Annotated in this window: 13 protein-coding genes and 1 tRNA gene; 11 read left to right on the top strand and 3 right to left on the bottom strand. The window is 63.0% G+C overall.

All coding sequences use genetic code 11. The features are described from left to right. Positions 1-595: 595 nt before the first annotated feature. Positions 596-862, top strand: a complete 267-nt coding sequence (locus tag ACQR1W_RS28670; RefSeq protein WP_434853928.1) for a hypothetical protein — start codon at positions 596-598, stop codon at positions 860-862. A gap of 95 nt (positions 863-957) precedes the next feature. Further along, positions 958-1,410 carry a hypothetical protein gene (locus ACQR1W_RS28665; protein ID WP_434853927.1) on the top strand — a complete coding sequence of 151 codons (453 nt, stop codon included), beginning with the start codon at positions 958-960 and terminating at the stop codon, positions 1,408-1,410. A 34-nt stretch (positions 1,411-1,444) separates the two neighbouring features. On the opposite strand, the gene ACQR1W_RS28660 is transcribed toward ACQR1W_RS28665, so the two are convergent. Beyond that, on the bottom strand, positions 1,445-2,305 hold the full coding sequence (locus ACQR1W_RS28660; protein WP_434853926.1) for a DMT family transporter: 861 nt from the start codon (positions 2,303-2,305) through the stop codon (positions 1,445-1,447). A gap of 120 nt (positions 2,306-2,425) precedes the next feature. Between ACQR1W_RS28660 and ACQR1W_RS28655 the strand changes: the two genes are divergently transcribed. The 6 genes from ACQR1W_RS28655 to ACQR1W_RS28630 all read left to right on the top strand — a co-directional run bounded on the left by ACQR1W_RS28655 (position 2,426) and on the right by ACQR1W_RS28630 (position 10,362). Further along, a complete protein-coding gene (locus tag ACQR1W_RS28655; RefSeq protein WP_434853925.1) occupies positions 2,426-3,886 on the top strand; it encodes a PLP-dependent aminotransferase family protein in 1,461 nt (486 codons plus the stop codon). Positions 3,887-3,959: 73 nt separating this feature from the next. Continuing rightward, a complete protein-coding gene (locus ACQR1W_RS28650; RefSeq protein WP_434853924.1) occupies positions 3,960-5,027 on the top strand; it encodes an aldo/keto reductase in 1,068 nt (355 codons plus the stop codon). A gap of 126 nt (positions 5,028-5,153) precedes the next feature. Then, a tRNA-Ser gene (locus tag ACQR1W_RS28645) sits at positions 5,154-5,247 on the top strand. Between the two features lie 717 nt (positions 5,248-5,964). Further along, on the top strand, positions 5,965-7,506 hold the full coding sequence (locus ACQR1W_RS28640) for a porin (RefSeq protein WP_434853923.1): 1,542 nt from the start codon (positions 5,965-5,967) through the stop codon (positions 7,504-7,506). A gap of 311 nt (positions 7,507-7,817) precedes the next feature. Beyond that, on the top strand, positions 7,818-8,582 hold the full coding sequence (locus ACQR1W_RS28635; protein WP_008971395.1) for a Crp/Fnr family transcriptional regulator: 765 nt from the start codon (positions 7,818-7,820) through the stop codon (positions 8,580-8,582). A gap of 658 nt (positions 8,583-9,240) precedes the next feature. Beyond that, on the top strand, positions 9,241-10,362 hold the full coding sequence (locus ACQR1W_RS28630) for an alpha/beta hydrolase family protein (protein WP_434853922.1): 1,122 nt from the start codon (positions 9,241-9,243) through the stop codon (positions 10,360-10,362). Between the two features lie 86 nt (positions 10,363-10,448). Here ACQR1W_RS28630 and ACQR1W_RS28625 read toward each other — a convergent pair whose 3' ends face one another. Beyond that, positions 10,449-10,988, bottom strand: a complete 540-nt coding sequence (locus ACQR1W_RS28625) for a MarR family winged helix-turn-helix transcriptional regulator (protein ID WP_434853921.1) — start codon at positions 10,986-10,988, stop codon at positions 10,449-10,451. A gap of 390 nt (positions 10,989-11,378) precedes the next feature. On the opposite strand from ACQR1W_RS28625, the gene ACQR1W_RS28620 reads away from it, so the two are divergent. The 3 genes from ACQR1W_RS28620 to ACQR1W_RS28610 all read left to right on the top strand — a co-directional run bounded on the left by ACQR1W_RS28620 (position 11,379) and on the right by ACQR1W_RS28610 (position 17,695). Beyond that, positions 11,379-12,947, top strand: a complete 1,569-nt coding sequence (locus ACQR1W_RS28620) for a porin (RefSeq protein WP_434853920.1) — start codon at positions 11,379-11,381, stop codon at positions 12,945-12,947. A 1,015-nt stretch (positions 12,948-13,962) separates the two neighbouring features. Continuing rightward, positions 13,963-15,534 carry a porin gene (locus ACQR1W_RS28615; protein ID WP_434853919.1) on the top strand — a complete coding sequence of 524 codons (1,572 nt, stop codon included), beginning with the start codon at positions 13,963-13,965 and terminating at the stop codon, positions 15,532-15,534. 616 nt (positions 15,535-16,150) lie between these two features. Then, positions 16,151-17,695 (top strand): porin, encoded by a 1,545-nt coding sequence (locus ACQR1W_RS28610; RefSeq protein ID WP_035982488.1) that lies wholly within the window; start codon positions 16,151-16,153, stop codon positions 17,693-17,695. 166 nt (positions 17,696-17,861) lie between these two features. Here the strand turns inward: ACQR1W_RS28610 and ACQR1W_RS28605 are convergent, their stop codons facing one another. Next, positions 17,862-20,189, bottom strand: a complete 2,328-nt coding sequence (locus tag ACQR1W_RS28605) for a transglycosylase SLT domain-containing protein (RefSeq protein WP_434853918.1) — start codon at positions 20,187-20,189, stop codon at positions 17,862-17,864. Positions 20,190-20,353 lie beyond the last annotated feature (164 nt).

Genomic DNA, 20,353 nt, shown 5'->3' with positions numbered 1-20,353 from the left:
GAGACATCAGGTCGACGGCCGGATCGAACTTTCGAAAGCCTCGTCGCTTCGGCAAGCCGGTCCGGTAGAAGAAACGAGTTTTCTTCGTTCGGTGCAGATCCGCGTTTCGGTCTGCAATCTCATGGATGGCCTCGCGGCTCAGCCGCGTGGCCTCCAAGTGATCTGGTCCTGACGTGTTCGCCGACGCCCTCGTGTTTTTTGCAGCCGCGCTGTCGGCGTGCTCCCTTTCCTTTATCTTTGTCTCTCCGTCCGGTCGCACGCGGTCGCTTGCGCCTCCCAAGACTCGCCGGCGCGCGTCACGCTGCCATCCGCGATGGTTACCAGTCTGCCAACCGGCAGTGTCGATCGGCCGCCGCGCGCATCTGAAAATTCCAATCAGATCAAAGTGTTCGATGGCTGGCGCAGAACTCCGCCGTGCCGCGCATTCAGATCCCGTTCAGCACGATGCTTAAACTGCCTTTCAAACTTGATCGGTCATGCTCCGCCCATAAGCCGGCAAACGGCATGGGGATGAGCTGGGCGACCAGCTCAGCGTTGAACAGTGGACGGGAGCCGCGCGCTCGATGGCGCGACGCCTCCGAAACGGAGAGCGACAATGTTTCAAGGACTACTCAATCTCGAGGATGCGACCGCGGTCGAGCAGGCAGCCGACGGTAATGTGCTGTTCGAGCTCGCCATGCTGCATGCGAGCGGCCGGCTGGGTCCGGTCGACCTGATCGCTGCGCATAAATGGTTCAATCTCGCCGCGTTGAAGGGCCGGAGCGATGCGATCACGATGCGACGCGAGATCGCCGAGCAGATGTCGGCCGCTGAGATCGCGCAGGCTCTGCGCGAAGCCCGCACCTGGATGACCGCGCACTGACGGGGACTCGGTTTCCAACCGCTGCCCGCCATCGCCGATGATCGGACCTCGACACGCCGCACGTGCGACCAGCGGGTGCGGCTTTGGGGGTCTCCGTGTTGTTCCGTCGTCGTCTCGACACCTGCGTGCAGGTGAGCGCTCTCGCAGGCCGCCCTCAAATGACCTATCTGTCGTTCGATGCGAGTGGCGGTACCGAGGTCGCGCGGATGGGGCAAGTCAAAGGCCGGGAATTGATCGACTGTCACGATTGCGGGGAGCTTGTCTCCTTCTCCGCCGTGGCTTGCCCGCATTGCGGCTCGACCGAACCTTCCGGCCCGTACATTCAGAACACGCGCGAACGCCGTAAGCTGCGCGCCGAGGCAACCAACGACCGCAGGCTCCTGACGATCACGCTGGTCTGCTGCGGCATCGGCATCCTGTATGGCGCGGTGATGGGGCCGGGCGGCGTTGCATCCGTCTGGGGCAGCCTGATCTATGGTTTCATCGGCGCCGTCATCGGCGTGCCCGCTGCCTTCATTGTCAATGTGACGCGAACGCTGTTCGACTGATGTCGCGCTTGGCGTGGTGGACGGCGCCAACGCGTCAAGCGTAGCGCCTGGCCAGGGCGACACAGAGGACAACGAGACCTGTCGTCAGGATCATGGTCCAGGCCACAGGCTCGCCGAGCAGCAGACCGGCCAGTGCGAGGCCGAAGAACGGCTGCAGCAGTTGCAGCTGGCCGACGCTGGCGGTGCCGCCGACGGCAAGCCCGCGATACCAGAACATGAAGCCGATCAGCGAGCTGAACACCGAGACATAAGCGAGCCCGGTCCATGCGCCGCCATTGATCGTGTCCCAGGAGGCGGGCAGGGCGGCGATGGCGAGTGCGAGCGTGATCGGCAGCGAAAGCAGCAGCGCCCATGACATCACCTGCCAGCCGCCAAGACGGCGCGACAGCTTGGCGCCCTCGGCGTAGCCCAATCCGCACAGCAGGATCGCTGCCAGCATCAAGAGATCGCCGGAGACGGATGTCCTGTCGTCGCCGGCGAGCGCGAAACCCATCACGACAGCGCTGCCGAGCACAGCGAACGGCCAGAACATCCAATTCGGTCGCTCGCCGCCGCGCAGCACACCAAAGATCGCCGTCGATAGCGGCAACAGGCCGATGAAGATGATCGAGTGCGCCGACGTGATGTGTTGAAGCGCGAGTGCAGTCAGGAGCGGGAAGCCGATGACGACGCCGGTCGCGACGATCGCGAGCGAGGCGATATCGCGCCGCGCCGGTCTTGTTGGCTGAAGCCATCGCAGCATCATTGCGCCCAGCAAGCCTGCGATGACGGCGCGCGCCGATGTCAGGAACAGGGGTGAGAAGCCGGCAACGGCGACGCGCGTCGCCGGCAGCGAGGCGCTGAAAATGATGACCCCGAGGAGCCCATCCCGCCAGCCGTCCGTAGTGCTCGTCATCTCGTCGCCTCGCCTGTTCCAAGACGATCCTGCGGTCTCTCGGCTGGCGCGACCAGCCACAATTCAATACAATCTGGCAAAACTGTATTGATATGGATTCCCATACAATTGAATAAGCGCATGGACAGGCCTGGGCGAGGCGGAACGCGGACGCTCGAGGTGATGAAGGTGATCCGCGCCCGTGTCGCGGCCCGCACGCTTGGTGCCGGCGATCGCCTGCCGTCGGTCCGCCGCTTTGCCGCGACCATGGGCATCTCGCCGTCGACCGTGGTCGAGGCTTATGAGCGCTTGGCCGCGGAAGGATTGATCCGCGCCCGCCGCGGCTCCGGCTTCTATGTCTCGGCGACCGCAGCGGCGCTGCCGCTGCTGCTTGCCGAAGCGGAGCCCCGTCGCGATCGTGCGGTCGATCCGTTCTGGGTCTCGCGGCAATCGCTCGAGGCGGAGCCCAACGCTCTGATGCCCGGCTGCGGCTGGCTGCCGGCGGAGTTGATGCCGAGCATGCTGTTGCGCCGGGCGCTTCGGACCGTTGCGCGCGCCGAGGATGCGCTGCTCGTCGACTACGGCGGCACGCGCGGCTCGCTGGCGCTCCGCCGATTGCTGCTGGCCCGCTTTGCCGAAGAGGGGCTCGACGTTGCGGCCAACCAGTTGCTGCTAACTGGATCCGGCACGCAGGCGATCGATCTGATCTGCCGCTTCCTGCTTCGGCCCGGCGATACGGTCCTGGTCGACGATCCCTGCTACTTCAATTTCAGGGCGCTGCTGCGTGCGCATCAGGTGACGATCATCGGCGTGCCCTACACGTCATCGGGGCCCGACATCACGCGTTTCGAAGCGATTCTTGCGGCCGAACGGCCGCGGCTCTACGTCACCAACTCAGCCCTGCATAACCCCACCGGCGCAACGCTGTCGCTATCGACGGCGCATCGGCTGCTGATCGCCGCTGCCGCGCATGAGCTGACGATCGTCGAGGACGACATCTTCGCGGATTTCGAGCCGGAGCCTTCGCCGCGGCTCGCCGCGCTCGACGGCCTCAACCGGGTGATCCGGATCGGCAGCTTTTCCAAGACGCTCTCTGCATCGGTGCGCTGTGGCTATATCGCCGCCAGGGCGGACTGGGTCGAGGGACTGGTCGATCTTCAGCTCGCAACCAGTTTCGGCGGCCCGAGCCCGGTCGCGACAGCCGTGATCGCCGACGTGCTGGCCGGCGGCGGCTATCGCAAGCACATGGATGAGTTGCGGCGGAAGCTTGCGCGGGCGATGCGCGACACGACGCGCGCATTGCAGGCGCTCGGGATCGAGCCCTGGCTGATGCCGCGCGGCGGCTTTCATCTCTGGTGCCGTTTACCGGAAGGATGCGACTCCGCGGCCTTGGCCAGAACGGCACTCGCTGAGGACGTCGTGCTCGCTCCCGGCAATGTCTTCAGCGTGTCGCAGACCGCTGCTGGCTTCCTTCGCGTCAACGTGACGCAATCCGGCAATCCGCGCATCTGGGACGTCATGCGCCACGCGATGGCGAAGGCCGCGTGCCGGGGAGGAGAGGCGGAACCCGAGCCGGCTGATCTGCGCTCAAGTTTTCGTTGAGTGACAAGCGACGAACCGAGCGTTCTCCTGTGCATTGGATGTCCTGATCACTCGAGCAGCGGAAGGCGCACAGATGGACTATGTTCCCCTCGGTCACTCCGGCATGAAGGTCTCGCGCTACATTTTGGGCACGCTGACCTTTGCGGGCACCCACGGCTTCGAAGCCTTGGGCAATCTCGACGTTGCCAATGCCAGACGGCTGGTGGACATGGCCATCGATGCCGGCGTCAACGCATTCGACACCGCCAATCTCTACTCGAAGGGCGATGCGGAAAAGGTGCTCGGCGCGGCGCTGGCGGGCAAGCGGGACAAGGTGCTCGTGTTCAGCAAAGGGCGTTCGGAAGTCGAGGAGGGGCCGAATGGCGGCGGTGCCTCGCGCGTCCATCTCACGCGCCAACTCGATGGCACGCTCGCGCGGCTCAACACCGACTGGCTCGATCTCTATTTCATCCACCAGTGGGACGGCGTGACGCCGATCGAGGAGACGGTCGAGACCATGTCCGGCTTCGTGAAGGCCGGGAAGATCCGCTACTGGGGCATCTCCAACTACAGCGGCTGGTCGCTGGCGAAGACAGCCATGATCGCGAAACAGCCGGGCCTGGTCCCGCCGGTCGCGCATCAGATCTATTACACGCCGGAGGCGCGGGAGGCCGAATATGAGCTGATCCCGGCCGGTGAAGAGTTCGGCATCGGCGCGATGATCTGGAGCCCGCTCGGCCAAGGGCTGTTCGGCGGCAAGGTGAAGGCCGACGGCGCCGCGCCGCAAGGGACGCGCCAGGGCGCAGAAGGCTGGAAGGAGCCGTTCGTCTCCGACTGGGATCGCTTCGCCCGGGTGCTGAAGGCCATCGAGCACGTCGCCGCCGAAACCGGGCGGTCCGTCCCGCAGGTGACGCTGGCCTGGCTGCGCGACCGTCCGGGCATCAACTCGATCGTGCTGGGCGCGCGCACCGCTGAGCAGCTCGCGGACAATCTTGCCTCCGATGACCTGACGCTTTCGCCCGAGCAGGCTGCGCGCATCGAGGTGGCCGGCCGTCCGCACCCGCTTTATCCATTCTGGCACCGCGCCATGTGGGGCATGGATCGGCCCACCCCGTCGGAGCGCGTCTATCTCGAAGGTCATCGCCAGACGGTTGGGATGTAAGATACGGGAGCCAAGCGGCAAATGGCGAAGTTGCGCCCTTTGCCGCTCGCTCGGCCTTAGGAAATCGACTCGTCCACAATCTGCCGCTTGCGGCGCGGCGCGGCCTCGGGCATACCGACCACAGCCGGAGACGTGGCCGAGTGGCTGAAGGCGGCGGTTTGCTAAACCGTTATAGGGTTGTAAAGCCCTATCGAGGGTTCGAATCCCTCCGTCTCCGCCATTTCCCCCGCTTCAACAAATCCCGGTTCGGCAAGGCGGCTGGAAGGCATTGAAGCCCCGAGCCCTTGTCGGCCTGACGGGAAGCCCCAAACGCCGTGCCGGCAGGGCCGGTGCCACTACGGGCCGAGCTTAGTCTTTCGGTAGCCCCTCAACTTGAATGAGTGTCGCTGCGACGTTTGCCGTCAAGCAGGCTGAAGCCTCTCTGATGTCGCAAATGCTCTGGCAAATCCCGTCTATCGAGCCGGTCAAGGGCCCGCGATTCTCGCCGCAAATCAGCCGCGGGAGCGGCCGGAATGCTTTCGATTGAGGGCTGGGGCGAACGGTGCCTTTGGTGCGTTCAGCGCGGTGGCCTTCCGGGTTGATTGGCGTTGCAGGATAAAAGCAAGCAAAAACAAAAACTTGCGAAGCGCTCTGACCGTGATGGGCGAGTGTTATTAATGCAACACCCCTCCAGAAACCGGCCGCTTTGCCTTCACTGTGGCGGTTCCTTTGTTGCGTGTGCAATGTGCTTCGGTAATTCTGACCTTGCGACGGAGGGGGGCATCCCTGCGTCGTCCCGTTTTAGTCGTTCGCTCAAGTGCTCGCGGTCACGCGGGTTTCCGAGTGCGCGATGCGGCTGAGCGACGGGTCGAAGGGGACCAGGGTACGAGATTCCAAGGGTGTTCACACCCAGCGGAGGCGGAACCTTCCCTGACTGAGCAACTTGGAGGTTTAACATATGAACGTGATGAAGAGCCTTGTCCTGGGCTCGGCAGCTGCTTTGCTTGCCGCAGCCACCGGGGCGCAGGCGGCCGACCTTCCGATCAAGGCCAAGGCGGTCGAGTATGTGAAGGTCTGCTCGCTCTACGGCGCTGGTTTCTACTACATTCCCGGCACCGACACCTGCATCAAGCTGGGCGGCTATCTGCGTGTGGACGCTCTCGCCCACACCAACGGCGACTACAACGCTGCCTATGCCGGCTCGCCCGGCGCCAACAACCGCCTGACCAACTACTACCAGGCCCGTTCGCGTGAAGACTTCAACGTCGACACGCGCACCGCGACCGAATATGGCGTGGTCCGTACCTACGCCGACGTGGTCTTCACCTGGACCTCGGGCACCTATGGTGGCTCGGGCAACGGTTCGACCTTCTACTCGACCGGTGCGGCCAACACGGCCAACCTGACCTCGGTCAACGGTCTGAGCAATGACGGCATCGCCGGCGGCTCGCTCGGTGTCTACTACGCCTTCATCCAGTTCGCCGGCTTCACGATGGGTAAGGCCGTGTCGCAGTTCGACGCGCCCTGGACCAACTATCCCGGCAACAACTTCGACCAGCTGGTCGGCGGCGGCGGCACTGTCACCGGCGTGAACCAGTTCACCTACACCGCTGATTTCGGCCAGGGCATCACGGCGGCGATCTCGGTGCAGGACCAGGCGCTGTACCAGACCACCAACCTCTGGAACACCTCGCTCTCGACGGCCGGCGGCGTGCTGACCGGCTCCTACGGCGGCAACGCCTTCGGTGGCACGGTGGCTCCGGACATCATCGGCATGGTCCGTGTCGACCAGGCCTGGGGTCTGTTCCAGGCGTCGTTCGCGGCGCATGACAACCACACCGCCTACTACGGTGCGACCGAGACCTCCGGTCATCCGGGCGACAAGTGGGGTTGGGCTGGTCAGCTGGCTCTGTCGATCAAGAACATCCCGACGGGACCTGGCGACACCATCAACGTCCAGGGCGTCTACACCAACGGTGCTAGCCGCTACAACTTCCAGAGCTTGGCGCAGACCTCGTACGCGATGTACGGCAGCAGCGGCAACGCCTATCAGAGCCTCGGCATTGCTGGCGTGTCGGACGGTGTGTTTGGCGTCGGCACGGGCGTGGAGCTGACCACCACCTACGGTTTCCGCGGTGCGTTCACGCACAATTGGGATCCGTACTGGAACACGGCGCTGTACGGTGCCTGGGCGGCTGTTCGTTATGACAATACTGCCAAGGGTCTGATCTGCACGAGCCCGGGCTTTGTTGCTCTCGGCATCACCGGTGCGGGCTGCAACCCCGACTTCAACATCGGGCAGGTCGGTTTGATCACGCGCTGGACCCCGGTCAAGAACCTGACCTTCTCGGCGGACGTGACCTACAGCCATCTCGACCAGAAGTTCTCGGGCGTGATCGCAGCTCCGGCGGTCAACGCGGTTGCCAAGCCGGCCGCTGCCTACGAGCTGAAGGACCAGGACACGGTGAGCTTGCTGCTGCGCGCTCAGCGTAACTTCTGATCCCGATCTTTCGATCATCTCGATCCAGGAGCCCCCGGCAGGTGACTGCCGGGGGCTTTTTTTGGTGCGGAATCGGGCGGGACCGGGCCGGCATGAAGGCATGCCAAGGGCATCAATGGCCCATTCGGTGCCGCAAGCTTGAGCATCGTCGCAGCCGACGCAAACGAGCGCCAAAGATCTTGAGCTGCGCCGAGCAATGTGTTGGCATGAAACGAGTTTTGGTCTTTATTTCATCCGCAATGCGCTGCAGGATGGAGGGCGCGACAAAAGCGTTGATGGGGGCGCTTGCAAGCAACGGATGTGGGAGGACGATGTTCGAATTAGTTCCGGCGACGCCATCCCTTTCGGGATCGCAATCAGCGTACATCGTTCGGAATTTGATTCTCGCCACGCTTCCAGAGGCAGATTTCGCGCTGCTCCGTCCTCATCTGCGCCGCGTCTCGTTGCGGCGAAACGACATTCTGCATGATGCATTTCGCTGCCCGGACGCGGTTTATTTTGTCGAGAGTGGCCTGATCTCGCGCGTCGTCCGCAGCCCGAAAGACGGCGCGGTCGAAGTCGCGAATGTCGGCCGTTGCGGGTTCATCGGTGTCTCGGTCGTGCTCGGCACGATGATCGCGATTCAGCGCACGGTGGTGCTCGTTCCCGGGCAGGCGCTCGGGATCGAGGCGGAAACGCTGCGCGGGCTGATGGTGGAGCGTCCCTCCATCAAGGAGCATCTGCTCAAATACGTCCAGGTGCTGATGGCCCTCAAGGCGCAGATTGCGATGTGCAACGCCAAGCATGAGCTGTCGGAGCGGCTCGCGCGTTGGCTTCTGCTCGCCCATGACATGATCGAGAGCGATGTGCTGCCGGTCACGCATGGTCTGCTCGCCGACGCTTTGGGCGTCCGCCGGCCGGGTGTGTCTGTGGCGTTGGCTCAGCTCGAAGCGCAGGGCATTGTGGCGCGGACGCGCGGCGCGCTTCGCATCCTGGACCTGGATGGATTACGGCGCTCCGGCTGCGAGTGTCATCAGGTGGTCAGGGACCGTTTCCGGCCATTCAGCGGCATGCCGGATCACCAGCACTCTCTCTGACGGCGATCGCGATCGCGCAAAGCCTGATCGAAGAGCCCGGGCCGCGTAAATTGCCGGCCACTGGGGCGGATCCACTTCATCATCCTGCCTGCCGGAATTGCGGAATCCGAACGGGAATCCGCAGCTTTGCGCGATGTGGTGTGGCCAAATTGTCTCAAAGAGCTTTTGGCTGTCGACAGGCCGCTCATTTCTCAAAATAGATATTGAAAATAGATGAGCTACTAAGCTAATTAATAAGCGTGTCGCCGCTCATCGAAGAGTGGCCTGCAAAGGAGACACACCCTTTTTAGTGTTAAACCTCCGAAACCTCCAGCGATGCCCCGCTGGAGGTTTCTCGGCTTTTGGAGCCGGAACACTTGTCGCGGGAAGCAGAGAGTCTTCCGAATCGGCCCGTTGGGCGAATCCCTGGACGTTGGGGCAGAAAAGCGTGATGCCGCCGCGCGCTTGGTTGGATCGGCGACCCGTATCTTATGTTGTGTATCGTGTATTGCGGGTCTCGCGCGCAGATTGTGTGAGGTATTCTGTTACGCGTGTAGGGCGGTCGGTCTGATAGCGTACCAAAAAAGCCCGGCCGGTCTTATCCGGTTCTCTTGACGACGATTTACCCGCTCAGCCACTCTATGGACAAACATAAGTTCATTGTGGGGAACCGCCTAACGTGAAAGTGATCTTGCCAATGCGGTCGGAAAACTTTCTGAACCAGACGTCAAGCCCTTGGCCGGGAAGGGAAGATCTTTCCGACGAGCTCAATCGGCTCCTGGGTAGCTTGCCGGACGGGGGTTCGGATATCGCCGAATGTCTGGCGACGGCGCGCCGGATCGACGTCGACGACGAGGATTCCTGGTGTCGGGAATGGACCAGGCTCGGCGATCATGCCCGCTTTGTGGCGGAAACCTCGGCCACCTGCGGTTTGGACTCCGCCCAGAATTACTGGCTGCGTGCGATCAATTATTACGAGGCCGCGGCCTTCCCGTTCACGAGTTCGGACAGCCGGCAACAGACGGTGCTCGCGCGCATGCGCGCCTGCGGCAGTGCTTTTCTGCGCTGCGCCGACCCGAAGGGCGCCGTGGTGACCATCCCCTGGCGCGCCGACTATCCGCTGCAGGGCTATTTCCTGCCGTCGCGCGGTGAGGCCGGCAAAGCAGCGACGGTGGTCTGTTTTGTCGAACCGGGGCGGCGCAAGGAAGCCGCCTTGTTGAAGCTCGCCGGACACGCCATCGCACGCGGTCTGTCGCTGCTGGTGGTCGATCTGCTCGGGGTTGAAACGGCAAGTCGGTTCGACGACATCGTCGGCAGCCGCGATCTCGAATCGGCGGTCGCGAGCGTGATGGACTACGTCTCTGAACGCGAGGACGTCGACGAGACCCGAATCGCTGTTCTCGCCGAGGACTGGGGATCCTCATTCGTGGCCCGCGGCATCGCCTTGGATCAGCGCTATGCGGTGGCGGTCTGCGATGCAGGCCTGTGGGACATGCATGAGCGCGCTTTCCTGGCCCGCCGGTCCGCGTCTGGTCATGGCGGCCTGGTGTCGACCATCGGGACGAGCAGGGTGGCCCGCCACATCATGTGTCCGGTCCTGATCGCCATGCACGAGCAAGGCTGGCTGTGCCCAAAGCAAGCCACCAAGCTGGTAGCGCAGATGAAGCGCGAGCACCCGGACATTACGTTGAAGATCTTGTCCGGTGAGCAAAGCTCGGCCGACGCGTCCGCGGCTGCCAACGAGTTCATCTTCGACTGGATCGCGATGCGCCTCGGCAGCAGCACCGGGCTGCGCAGCTGATCGCGCGCCTGGCAACGCCGAGACACCGCAGAGGCCAACCTTGCGATGCAAATGTTGGCTTCTGCCCCTAGATCGGCTTCTGACCGCTAGATGCCGAGCGCGACCTTCATGCAGGCTTTCTCGATTCGGCCCTTCAGGGCCGCGAGCTTGTCGGTGAAGGCGACGAGCTCCTGCTCCTCGAATTCCTCGAAGATGAAGTCGTGGATGTCGTCCTGCTGCGCGGCAAGGGTGGCGAGCTGCTTGTAGGTCTTGTCGGTGAGCGACATCCGCACCACACGCGCATCTTCCGGTGCCGGCTTGCGGCGCATGAAGCCCTTCTTCTCGAGAAGCTTCGATTGCGTCGTGACGAAAGAGGAGTCGACGTGCAGCATCTTGGCGACCGCATTCACGGGAACACCGTCGCCCTTGTCCAGGTCGGAGATCGCCATCAGGATCATCCATTGCGGTCCGCTGATACCGAGGGCCTTGGCCCAGAAGTACCGTAGCTCTTCCAGATGGACGCTGATGGATGCGATTTCCCAGGTGAGTCTGCGAACCGCATCCTGATTCTTGCGGGAAAATACCGGCCGTTGGGACGGCTCAGCCTGTTCTGACGGGTCGTCTTTGGATTTGCTGATGAGCGCCATAGCTCGCGATGTTCCGATTTCACCCGCTAGCCTAATTAAAAAAAATCCATAACGAAATCACTTATCTAGGAGCACGCCGTTGGTCAGCCATGCACCGCAGCATCGCACCGCCAATGTGGCTGTCGAGACACACTGTCGCCTCATTCAATTATCTGACCTAGTAAATGATTTTAATTCTGCGTCTGCGAAGGCATAGTCGTGGCGACGGTGGGGAGACTACTCGATCATCCCGTGACGGAGGCTTCGCTGAAGTCCGGTCGTGTGGCTGCAGCGGGTAGGGCGAAATGGCGCCAGCGGCTGAGCGCCGGGTCGATGGGGGATCAGGGTACGATTCCGAGGGGCTCAGATCTCCGCGGAATCCCTGGCCGAAAATAGCTTGGAGATTGGACTATGAACGTGATGAAGAGCCTCGTGATGGGCTCGGCAGCCGCTTTGCTTGCCGCGACCGCCGGGGCGCAGGCCGCTGACCTTCCGATCAAGGCCAAGGCGGTCGAATATGTGAAAGTGTGCTCGCTCTACGGCGCCGGTTTCTACTACATCCCCGGCACCGATACCTGCATCAAGCTCGGCGGCTATCTGCGCGTTGAGACCTCGTTCAACAGCGGTGGCGAGTACAACAGCGCCGTGACCAGCGTCTCCGCCGCCAAGAACCGCCTGAGCAACTACTACTTCACCCGTTCCCGCGAAAAATTGAACGTCGATACGCGGACGGCGACCGAGTACGGCGTGGTCCGCACCTATTTCGAGGGGGTCTTCACCTGGACCACCGATAACTACACGGGCAATGCCAACGGCAACGGTTCGACGGTCTATTCCCAGATCGGTGGCGGCACCGGTGTCGCCGGCGCTTCCGCGCCGAACAATGCCAATGCGGGCGCGATCGCAGGCGGTACGCTCGGCGTGTACTATGCCTTCATCCAGTTCGCCGGCTTCACCATGGGCAAGGCCACCTCGCAGTTCGACGCGCCTTGGAGCAACTATCCGGGCAACAACTTCGACGGCCTGTGGGGCGGCAGCGGTTCGGACACCGGTGTGAACCAGTTCAGCTACACCGCCGATTTCGGCCAGGGCATCACGGCCTCGTTCTCGGCGCAGGATCCGACCGCCTATTTCCAGACCAATATCTGGAACACGGCTCTGTCGTCCACCAGCGGTGTGCTCGGCGGCGCCTATGGCGGCGGTGCGTTCGGCGGCACCCGCTCGCCCGATCTCGTCGCAATGGTCCGTGTCGATCAGGCCTGGGGCCTGTTCCAGGCGTCGTTCGCGGCGCATGACAACCACGCTGCCTATTATGGTGCGAACGAGACCACCGGTCATCCCGGCGACAAATGGGGCTGGGCTGGTCAACTGGCTCTGTCGATCAAGAACATCCCGACCGGAGCTGGCGACACCATCAACGTTCAGGGCGTCTACACCAACGGTGCGACGCGCTACAACGATCAGAGCCTGGCTCCGACCTCGATGTTCCTCTACGGCGGCACCAGCAATCCGCTGGCCTATCAGAGCATCGCGTTCGCTGGTCCGTCTGATGCGGTCTACAGCAGTGCGGGGGGTGGCACCGGCCTTGAGCTGACCACCAGCTATGGCATGCGTGGCGCCTACACCCACAACTGGAATCCGTATTGGAACACGGCGATCTACGGTTCGTGGGCGGCGGTCCGCTACAGCAACACGGCCAAGGGCTTGATCTGCGCCAGCCCCGGCGTCACCGGGCTTGGCATTGCACTTGCCAACTGCAATCCGGACTTCAACATCTCGAGCTTGGGCCTGATCACGCGTTGGACCCCGGTCAAGAACCTGACCTTCTCGGGCGAAGTGACCTGGACCAATATCGACCAGAAGTTCTCTGGTCTTGCCGCGGCCCCGGCCATAGCGTCGACTCTCAAGCCGGCTGCCTTCTATGAGCTCAAGGACCAGAACACGGTCTCTCTGCTGCTGCGCGCTCAACGCAACTTCTGATCCTGATTCTTGGATCCAATCCACGAACCCCCGGCAGGCGACTGCCGGGGGTTTTTTGATGCGCTTGCACTTGTGTCAAGGCGCTGCCGCCCCGTGCAAAGAGCGCCTGTAAATCCGGATTCTGGCGCGGCTTCGAATTTTCGAAGTTGCGCCGAGGCGTGCACGGGCAGACGGGTCTGAACTTCAAGTTCGAACCCGCACTCGGCTTGCCTTGGGGGCTGGGACCACCAGGAGCGAAGCGATTCGGGGGACGCATCTTCTCGCGCCGACATCCTACGCGATTGCAAATCAAGCATCGGCCGTCCTTACGCGGCGAAAGAGCCGTTTGGGAGAATAATGTTACGTCGAATTTGGTGGGGGAGGGCCGCCCCCCCTGGTCGAGGTCGGCGATCGCCAACAGAATCATCCATCTCGGTCCGATCAGCGGATATCCAAAAGCCCGATGCCGAGAGCCTGATACCGGCAGCCTTGGTCCGGACGCAGCGTAGCTCTGGCGGGTGCACGCTGATGGGCTCGATTCCGCCGGTGAGTCTCGTGGGCCGCGCCCTGATTCTTGGGGGAAACTACGGACCGGCAGGACGGCTCAGTCTGTTCCGAGAGGGGAGCCCGGGCGGTTGATGCGTGTGCGCTGGCACACAAGGTGTCGATTTCACGCGCTGACGTGGTCCGAGAAGAATCCCTCGCGAAATCAGTTATCTAGGGGATCGTCATCGATCGGTCATGCGCCGCAGCATCACGCATTTCGGTGTTGCTGGCAGGACACATCGTTCGTTCATTCAATTGCCTGACCCAATAAACTATTTTGATTACCGAATGAGCGAAGGCATAGTTCCCCGTGACGGTGGGGGGTTACTCGATCGTCCCGTGACAGAGGTTTCGCTGAAGTCCCTCGCGTTGATGCGGGTGTGTCCGATGGCGCGAAGCGGATGAAGCGGTTTTTCGGGATGGGAAAGGCCGGGTCGTCCTGGGGGATCTTGGTCCAGGCCTTTCTCTAGAGAGCAACTTGGAGGTTAACATGAAGACGGTTAAGAGCCTTATCCTCGGCTCAGCGGCGGCCCTGGTCGCCATGGGTGGGGCTCAGGCAGCCGACCTTCCAATCAAGGCCAAAGCGGTCGAGTATGTGAAGGTTTGCTCCCTGTATGGTGCGGGCTTCTACTACATCCCCGGCACCGATACCTGCATCAAGCTCGGCGGCTATCTGCGCGTTGAAACGTCGCTGAATGCCACCGGTCTGTACAACAGCAACTTCGCCGGCGTTCAGGGTGCGAACAACCGCCTGAGCAACTACTACTTCACCCGCTCCCGCGAAGACCTCAACATCGACACGCGCACCGCGACCGAATACGGCGTGGTCCGCACGTTCTTCGATGCGACCTTCAGCTGGACCACCGACACCTACTCGGGCAACAACAACGGCAACGGTTCGACGGTCTACTCGCAGATCGGCGGCGGCACGGGGGTTGGCGGTGCTTCCGCGCCGAACAACGCCAATGCGGGCGCGATCGCCGGCGGTACGCTCGGCGTGTACTACGCCTTCATCCAGTTCGCCGGCTTCACGATGGGTAAAGCGGTGTCGCAGTTCGACACGCCTTGGCAGAACTATCCGGGCAACAACTACGACGGTCTCGTTGGCGGCGGCGGCACGGTCACTGGTGTGAACCAGTTCACCTACACCGCTGACTTCGGCCAGGGCATCTCGGCCTCGATCTCGGCCGTTGACCCGACCGCTTACTACCAGAGCAATCTGTACAACGTGAGCGGCATTTCGGCCGCTGGTATCCAAGGCGGCGGCTACGGCCTCAACTCCTTCGGCGGCACGCGGTCGCCCGACATCCAGGCGATGGTCCGTGTTGACCAGGCTTGGGGTCTGTTCCAGGCGTCGTTCGCGGCGCATGACAACCATGCCGCGTACTACACCGTGCCCGCGCCGAACGAGACCGCTGGCCATCCGGCTGACAAGTGGGGCTGGGCTGCGCAGTTGGCCTTGTCGATCAAGAACATCCCGACTGGCCCCGGCGATACCATCAACATCCAGGGTGTCTACACCGACGGTGCGACCAGGTATAACTTCCAGAGCCTGGCGGTGCAGAACTACGCCATGTTCGGCGGTACCGGCCTGCCGGGTGCCTATCAGAGCCTGGGCATCGGCGTTGCTTCCGACGGAGTGTTCGCCAACGGAACCAACATCTCCACGGTTCAGACCTGGGGCTTCCGCGGCGCCTACACCCACAACTGGGATGCCTACTGGAACACCGCGATCTACGGTGCTTACGGTCAGGTCAAGTACGGCAATGGCGGTGCGACTCTGGTCTGCGGCGCGATCGCTGCCCTGGGTGCGGCGACCGCCGGCATCACCAATTGCAACCCGGACTTCAACCTTGCCCAGGTTGGCATCATCACCCGCTGGACTCCGGTCAAGAACCTGACGTTCTCGGCTGATCTCACCTACGCCAACCTCGACCAGAAGTACTCGGGCACGGTTGTGTTGCCTGCGGCGGCGAGCCTGCTGAAGCCGGGTGGCGTCGCCTACGAGCTGAAGGACCAGAACACGGTCAGCCTGCTCCTCCGCGCTCAGCGCAACTTCTGATCCCGATCATCTGATCACGGATCGACAGACCCCCGGCGGGAAACCGCCGGGGGTTTTTGTTGCGTCGCACTCGCCTGAGTTTTTCCAGTCACACTGCAAGACAAAGTCGCGATCTCAACGCGCTTTCGCCACGTCGGTTTTTGCCGAACTTGGGGCGAGAAAAAGTCGCCCAGTCTGAAGGGAACTCTTGATCCGCTCAAAGCTGTTTCGAGAGACACGGCATCGAGCGCACCGGAATAGAGCAGCTCGTATGCCGACAAAACCAGCCTCGCCATCGGGCCCGTCGACGATTCGGGAGCCTTGATAGTCCCGCCCTGTTTTGAGCCCGTGAGACTGCGCGGCTGTGCTGGCCGCGCTTTGGTACGGCAAGGACACCACGAATTTTCTGGACATATCGGCGTCCATGCTCGGGCGAGATCTTGACCCTGCACGACACGATCGCTCCCGGCGCCATTTCGCGGTGTCACGATAATGGTCGGAGAAAACACCAAAATGGCCGCGCGATCGTTCCAACTGAAACCATAACTGCCTTCACTGTACGGCTCTGGACGACCGGTCGGGCATGGCCGGGCGGAGATACTCCGCATTCTGACTAAGAGCGACTTGGAGGTTAACAATGAAAAGGGTGAAGGGCCTAATCTTAGGCTCAGGGGCAGCTATGCTCGCAGTTAGCTTGGCTCAGGCAGCCGATCTGCCGATCAAGGCCAAGCCGGTCGAGTATGTGAAAGTCTGCTCGTTGTACGGTGCGGGGTTCTTCTACATTCCGGGAACCGACACTTGCATCAAGCTTGGTGGCTATTTGCGCGTCGAAACCGCATTCGCCACCAATGCGATGTTTCAGAACGCGACCAACGGCGTTGCCGGCGCGAATAATCGTCTCAGCAACTACTACACGAGCCGCGCCCGCACGGACCTGAACATCGACACCCGTACCGCGACCGAATATGGCGTGGTCCGTACCTACTTCGAAGGTGTCTTTCAATGGACCACCGGCACCTATGCCGGGGCGGGCAACGGCTCGACGTTCTACAACACCGGTGCGGCCAACACTGCCGGCCTGACCACAGTGAACGGTCTTTCCACCGACGGCATCGCCGGCGGCACGCTCGGCGTCTTCTACGCCTTCATCCAGTTCGCCGGCTTCACGATGGGTAAGGCCGTGTCGCAGTTCGACGCACCCTGGACCAACTATCCCGGCAACAACTTCGACGGTCTGACCGGCGGCGGCGGCACGGTCACCGGTGTCAATCAGCTGACCTATACTGCGGACTTCGGCCAGGGCATCACGGCTTCGATCTCGGCGCAGGATCCGTCGCTCTACACTCAGTCGAACCTCTGGAACACGTCGCTGCAGACGCCCGCCGGCGTCATCACCGGCGCTTATGGCGGCAACGCCTTCGGCGGCACCACCGCTCCCGACATCGTCGGCATGGTTCGTTTGGACCAGGCCTGGGGATTGGTGCAGGCCTCCGTGGCCGCGCATGACAACCACGCTGCCTATTACGGCGTGAACCAGACCACGGGCCATCCCGGCGACAAATGGGGCTTCGCCGGGCAACTGGCGCTGTCGATCAAGAACATTCCGACCGGCCCCGGCGATACCCTGAACGTCCAGGGCGTCTATACCAACGGTGCCAGCCGCTACAACTTCCAGAGCCTCGCGCCGATCAACTACGCGATGTACGGCAACAGCAATGTGGCTGGCACCTTCCAGAGCCTCGGCTTTGCGGGCGTGTCTGACGCCGTCTTCGCCAACGGAACCCAGCAGCAGCTGACGACGACCTACGGCTTCCGGGGCGCCTTCACCCACAATTGGGATCCGTTCTGGAACACCGCGGTCTACGGCTCCTGGAGTGCCGTGAGATACAACGCCACGGCCAAGGGGTTGATCTGCGCCGGTGCTGGGTTTGTCGAGCTTGGCATCACGCCGGCGAACTGCAATCCGGACTTCAACATCTCGACCCTCGGTTTGATCACGCGCTGGACACCGGTCAAGAACCTGACCTTCTCGGCCGACGTGGCCTGGACCCGCTTGGATCAGAAATTCACGGGGAACGCGACCGCTCCGGCCGCCGCCGCCATCGCCAAGCCGGCGACGGTCTACCAGCTCAAGGACCAGGACTCGGTCTCGCTTCTGGTCCGGGCCCAGCGCAACTTCTAGCAGGCGAGTAAGAGTAGCGAATAGCGAGCAGGGAGTGGCGAATAGGTTGACAGAAGACCGAAATCTTCTGTCTTCCTGTTCGCTGTTCGCTGTTCGCTGTTCGCTGTTCGCTGTTCGCTGTTCGCTGTTCGCTGTTCGCTGTTCGCTGTTCGCTGTTCGCTGTTCGCTATTCCACAACAGCGCCGCGATGCAGGTCGGCCTCGATCTGCAGCCGTGAGCCGCCGCCGAAGCGGGCGCGATAGACCTGCAGGTTCTCCATCACCCGCTGCACGTAGTTGCGGGTCTCCGAGAAGGGGATCAGTTCGACCCAGTCGACTGCGTCGACCTTGGGATCGCGTGGATCGCCGTACCGATCGACCCACTTCTTCAGGCTGCCGCGACCGGCATTGTAGGCCGCAAACGTCATGATGTAGGAGCCGCGATAATCCTCCAGCAGGCCGCCGAGCTCGGCCGCGCCCAGCTGCGCATTGTAGACCGAATCGGTCTTCATCCGGTTGAGGTCGAAGCCGACGCCGGCGCGTTTGCAGACGTAGCGCGCGGCGTCAGGGGTCACCTGCATCAAACCGTAGGCCTGTGCCGGGGACACCACGGCCGGATTGAACGCGCTTTCCTGGCGCGCGATCGAAAAGATCACGCTCTGCTCGACCTCGGGGCCGATCGCGCGGAACGCCGGGATGCCGTTGACGGGATAGGCATAGTGGTCGAACGGCAGGCCGCGATTGAGCGCGGCCTTGCCGACCAGCAGCATGGCGCGGGCATCGCCTTGGCGCGCCGCGGTCTCGGCTAGGCCCACGAGCGCCTCGGGATCGCCATTATCGCCCATGTCGGCAAAGATCGGCACCGCAAGCTCGCCTTCATCGAGCTCATAGAGCAGCTGAACCGCGCGCACGATCTCGAGCCGCTCGACACCACGGCCGCGGCCGCTCGGGGCCGGATTGAGGGCAAGCTGCGGCAGTCCGAGCTTGGCCCGTGCCAGCTGGCCGTAATAGCTGGTCGATTGCTCGGCGGCAGCGGTGTAGGCGGCGCGGGCGTCCTGCATGTGGCCCATCGCTTCGGCCGCGCGGCCTTGCCAGTAACCGGCGCGGGCGAGCGTGGTCGGGTTGACGCTGCCGGCGCCGATGCGCGCGAAATGCTGGGCGGCGGTTGCGGGGTCATTGAGGAAGCGCAGCGCGATCCAGCCGGCCGTGAACTCCTGCTCGGTCTTGTAGATGTCGCGGGTTGGCAGCGCAGCATCGCGGGCGATCAGATAGGCCTCGCGATATTGCTCGGCATCGATCATCTTGCGCGACAATAGCCGGCGCTCGATCCACCACTCGTCGAGATTATAGAGGCGGCCGGGGTCCTTGGGGGCGCTCAGCATCAGCTGAGCGGCCTCGTCGAACTTCTCTTCGCGGCGCAGGAGCTGGATCTTGCTGAACAGATAGCCGGTATCGCCGTGCAACTCGCGTGGCACTTCCTCAAGCAGAGCGCGGCTGTTCGGCGCCTTGCGGTAGGACGCGATTCGCGCTTTCGCCAAGGCCACATAGCCCGGTCCGAGCCGCTTGGCGGCGCGCAACGCGGCCTCGTGCTCGCTGCCATAGAGCAGCGTGTCCATCCGCGCCTTGTGATCACCGCCGGTCAGCAACGCGCCGAACTGGTCGAGCACGTTGTTCTCGGTCTCCTCCGACATCGCGTCGTTGCGCCAGGCTTCTCGCACCAGCCGCTCGGCATTGGCGCGGTCGCCGCGATTGAGCAGCACGCGCGCCAGCGCAAAACGCCCCTTCGCCGAGATCGGCGATTCGGTCTCGAACCAGGACCAGACCACCGCGTCCTCGCGCTTGTCGTCCCAGAGCGCGGCCTCCAGCCGGCGCCGCAGGAACGTCTGCGACGGCCAGCTCGGGTTGGCCGCAAGGAAGGCGCGGTAACGTTCGACGGTCGCGTTGTTGTTGTCGCTGCGCAGGATGACCCATTCGGCAAGCTTGCGCGCCACCGGATCGGAAATCGCGGCTTCGACCTGAGTGGCGTCATCAGGCTTGTGCTTGCGGACCAGCTCGATCACGTTCTCGAGCGCGTCCTTATCGGACTGTGAGGTCGACGAGGTTGCCGCGACGGCAGCCGGCGTCACCGGTTTGCGCGGTGGGGGCAGGGCGGCGTGCTGGCGCGCCGCCGGCGGGAGGCTTGCGGTCGCCGCCGGCGGCGCACCCTTTGCCATTTTATGGCTGTCGGCCGCCGCCGCAGCTTTGGGCTCGGACTTGGCCTTGGTTCCTTCGGTTGCGCTTGTCTTGGCGCTCGTCTTGGCGCTCGTCTTGGCGGTGGTATTGGTAGTGGCCTTGGCAGTGGTGTTAGGACCTGCGCCGCGCGCGATCGGCCGCACCTTTGGCATCGGGACGTTGGACGGGGGAACCTTGTCGTTCGCCCCGGCGGCACCGTCGAAAGCGGCCAGGCCAAACAGAAGGCTCAGGCTGGCCACCAGGGCGGTCGATCGCAATGCGGCTGCGCGGGCAAAATAGGGCACGGCGTTCCTTTGCGGTGGATGACTTCGACCCCACTCCTGCCGTCTCGACCTGACGTTCTCCGGGCACCCCTCCGGGCGGCAGTGCCCGGGCCTTCTCCGCGGCTCGCACACGGCCGCGACGTCAGATCGGCGGTACTGTCTTTGGTCTATCGAAAAGGTGAACA

This window comes from Bradyrhizobium sp. HKCCYLS1011 (assembly GCF_051167795.1).
In the GTDB taxonomy this organism is placed as follows: Bacteria; Pseudomonadota; Alphaproteobacteria; order Rhizobiales; family Xanthobacteraceae; genus Bradyrhizobium.
This window is presented reverse-complemented; position numbering and strand designations above follow the sequence as displayed.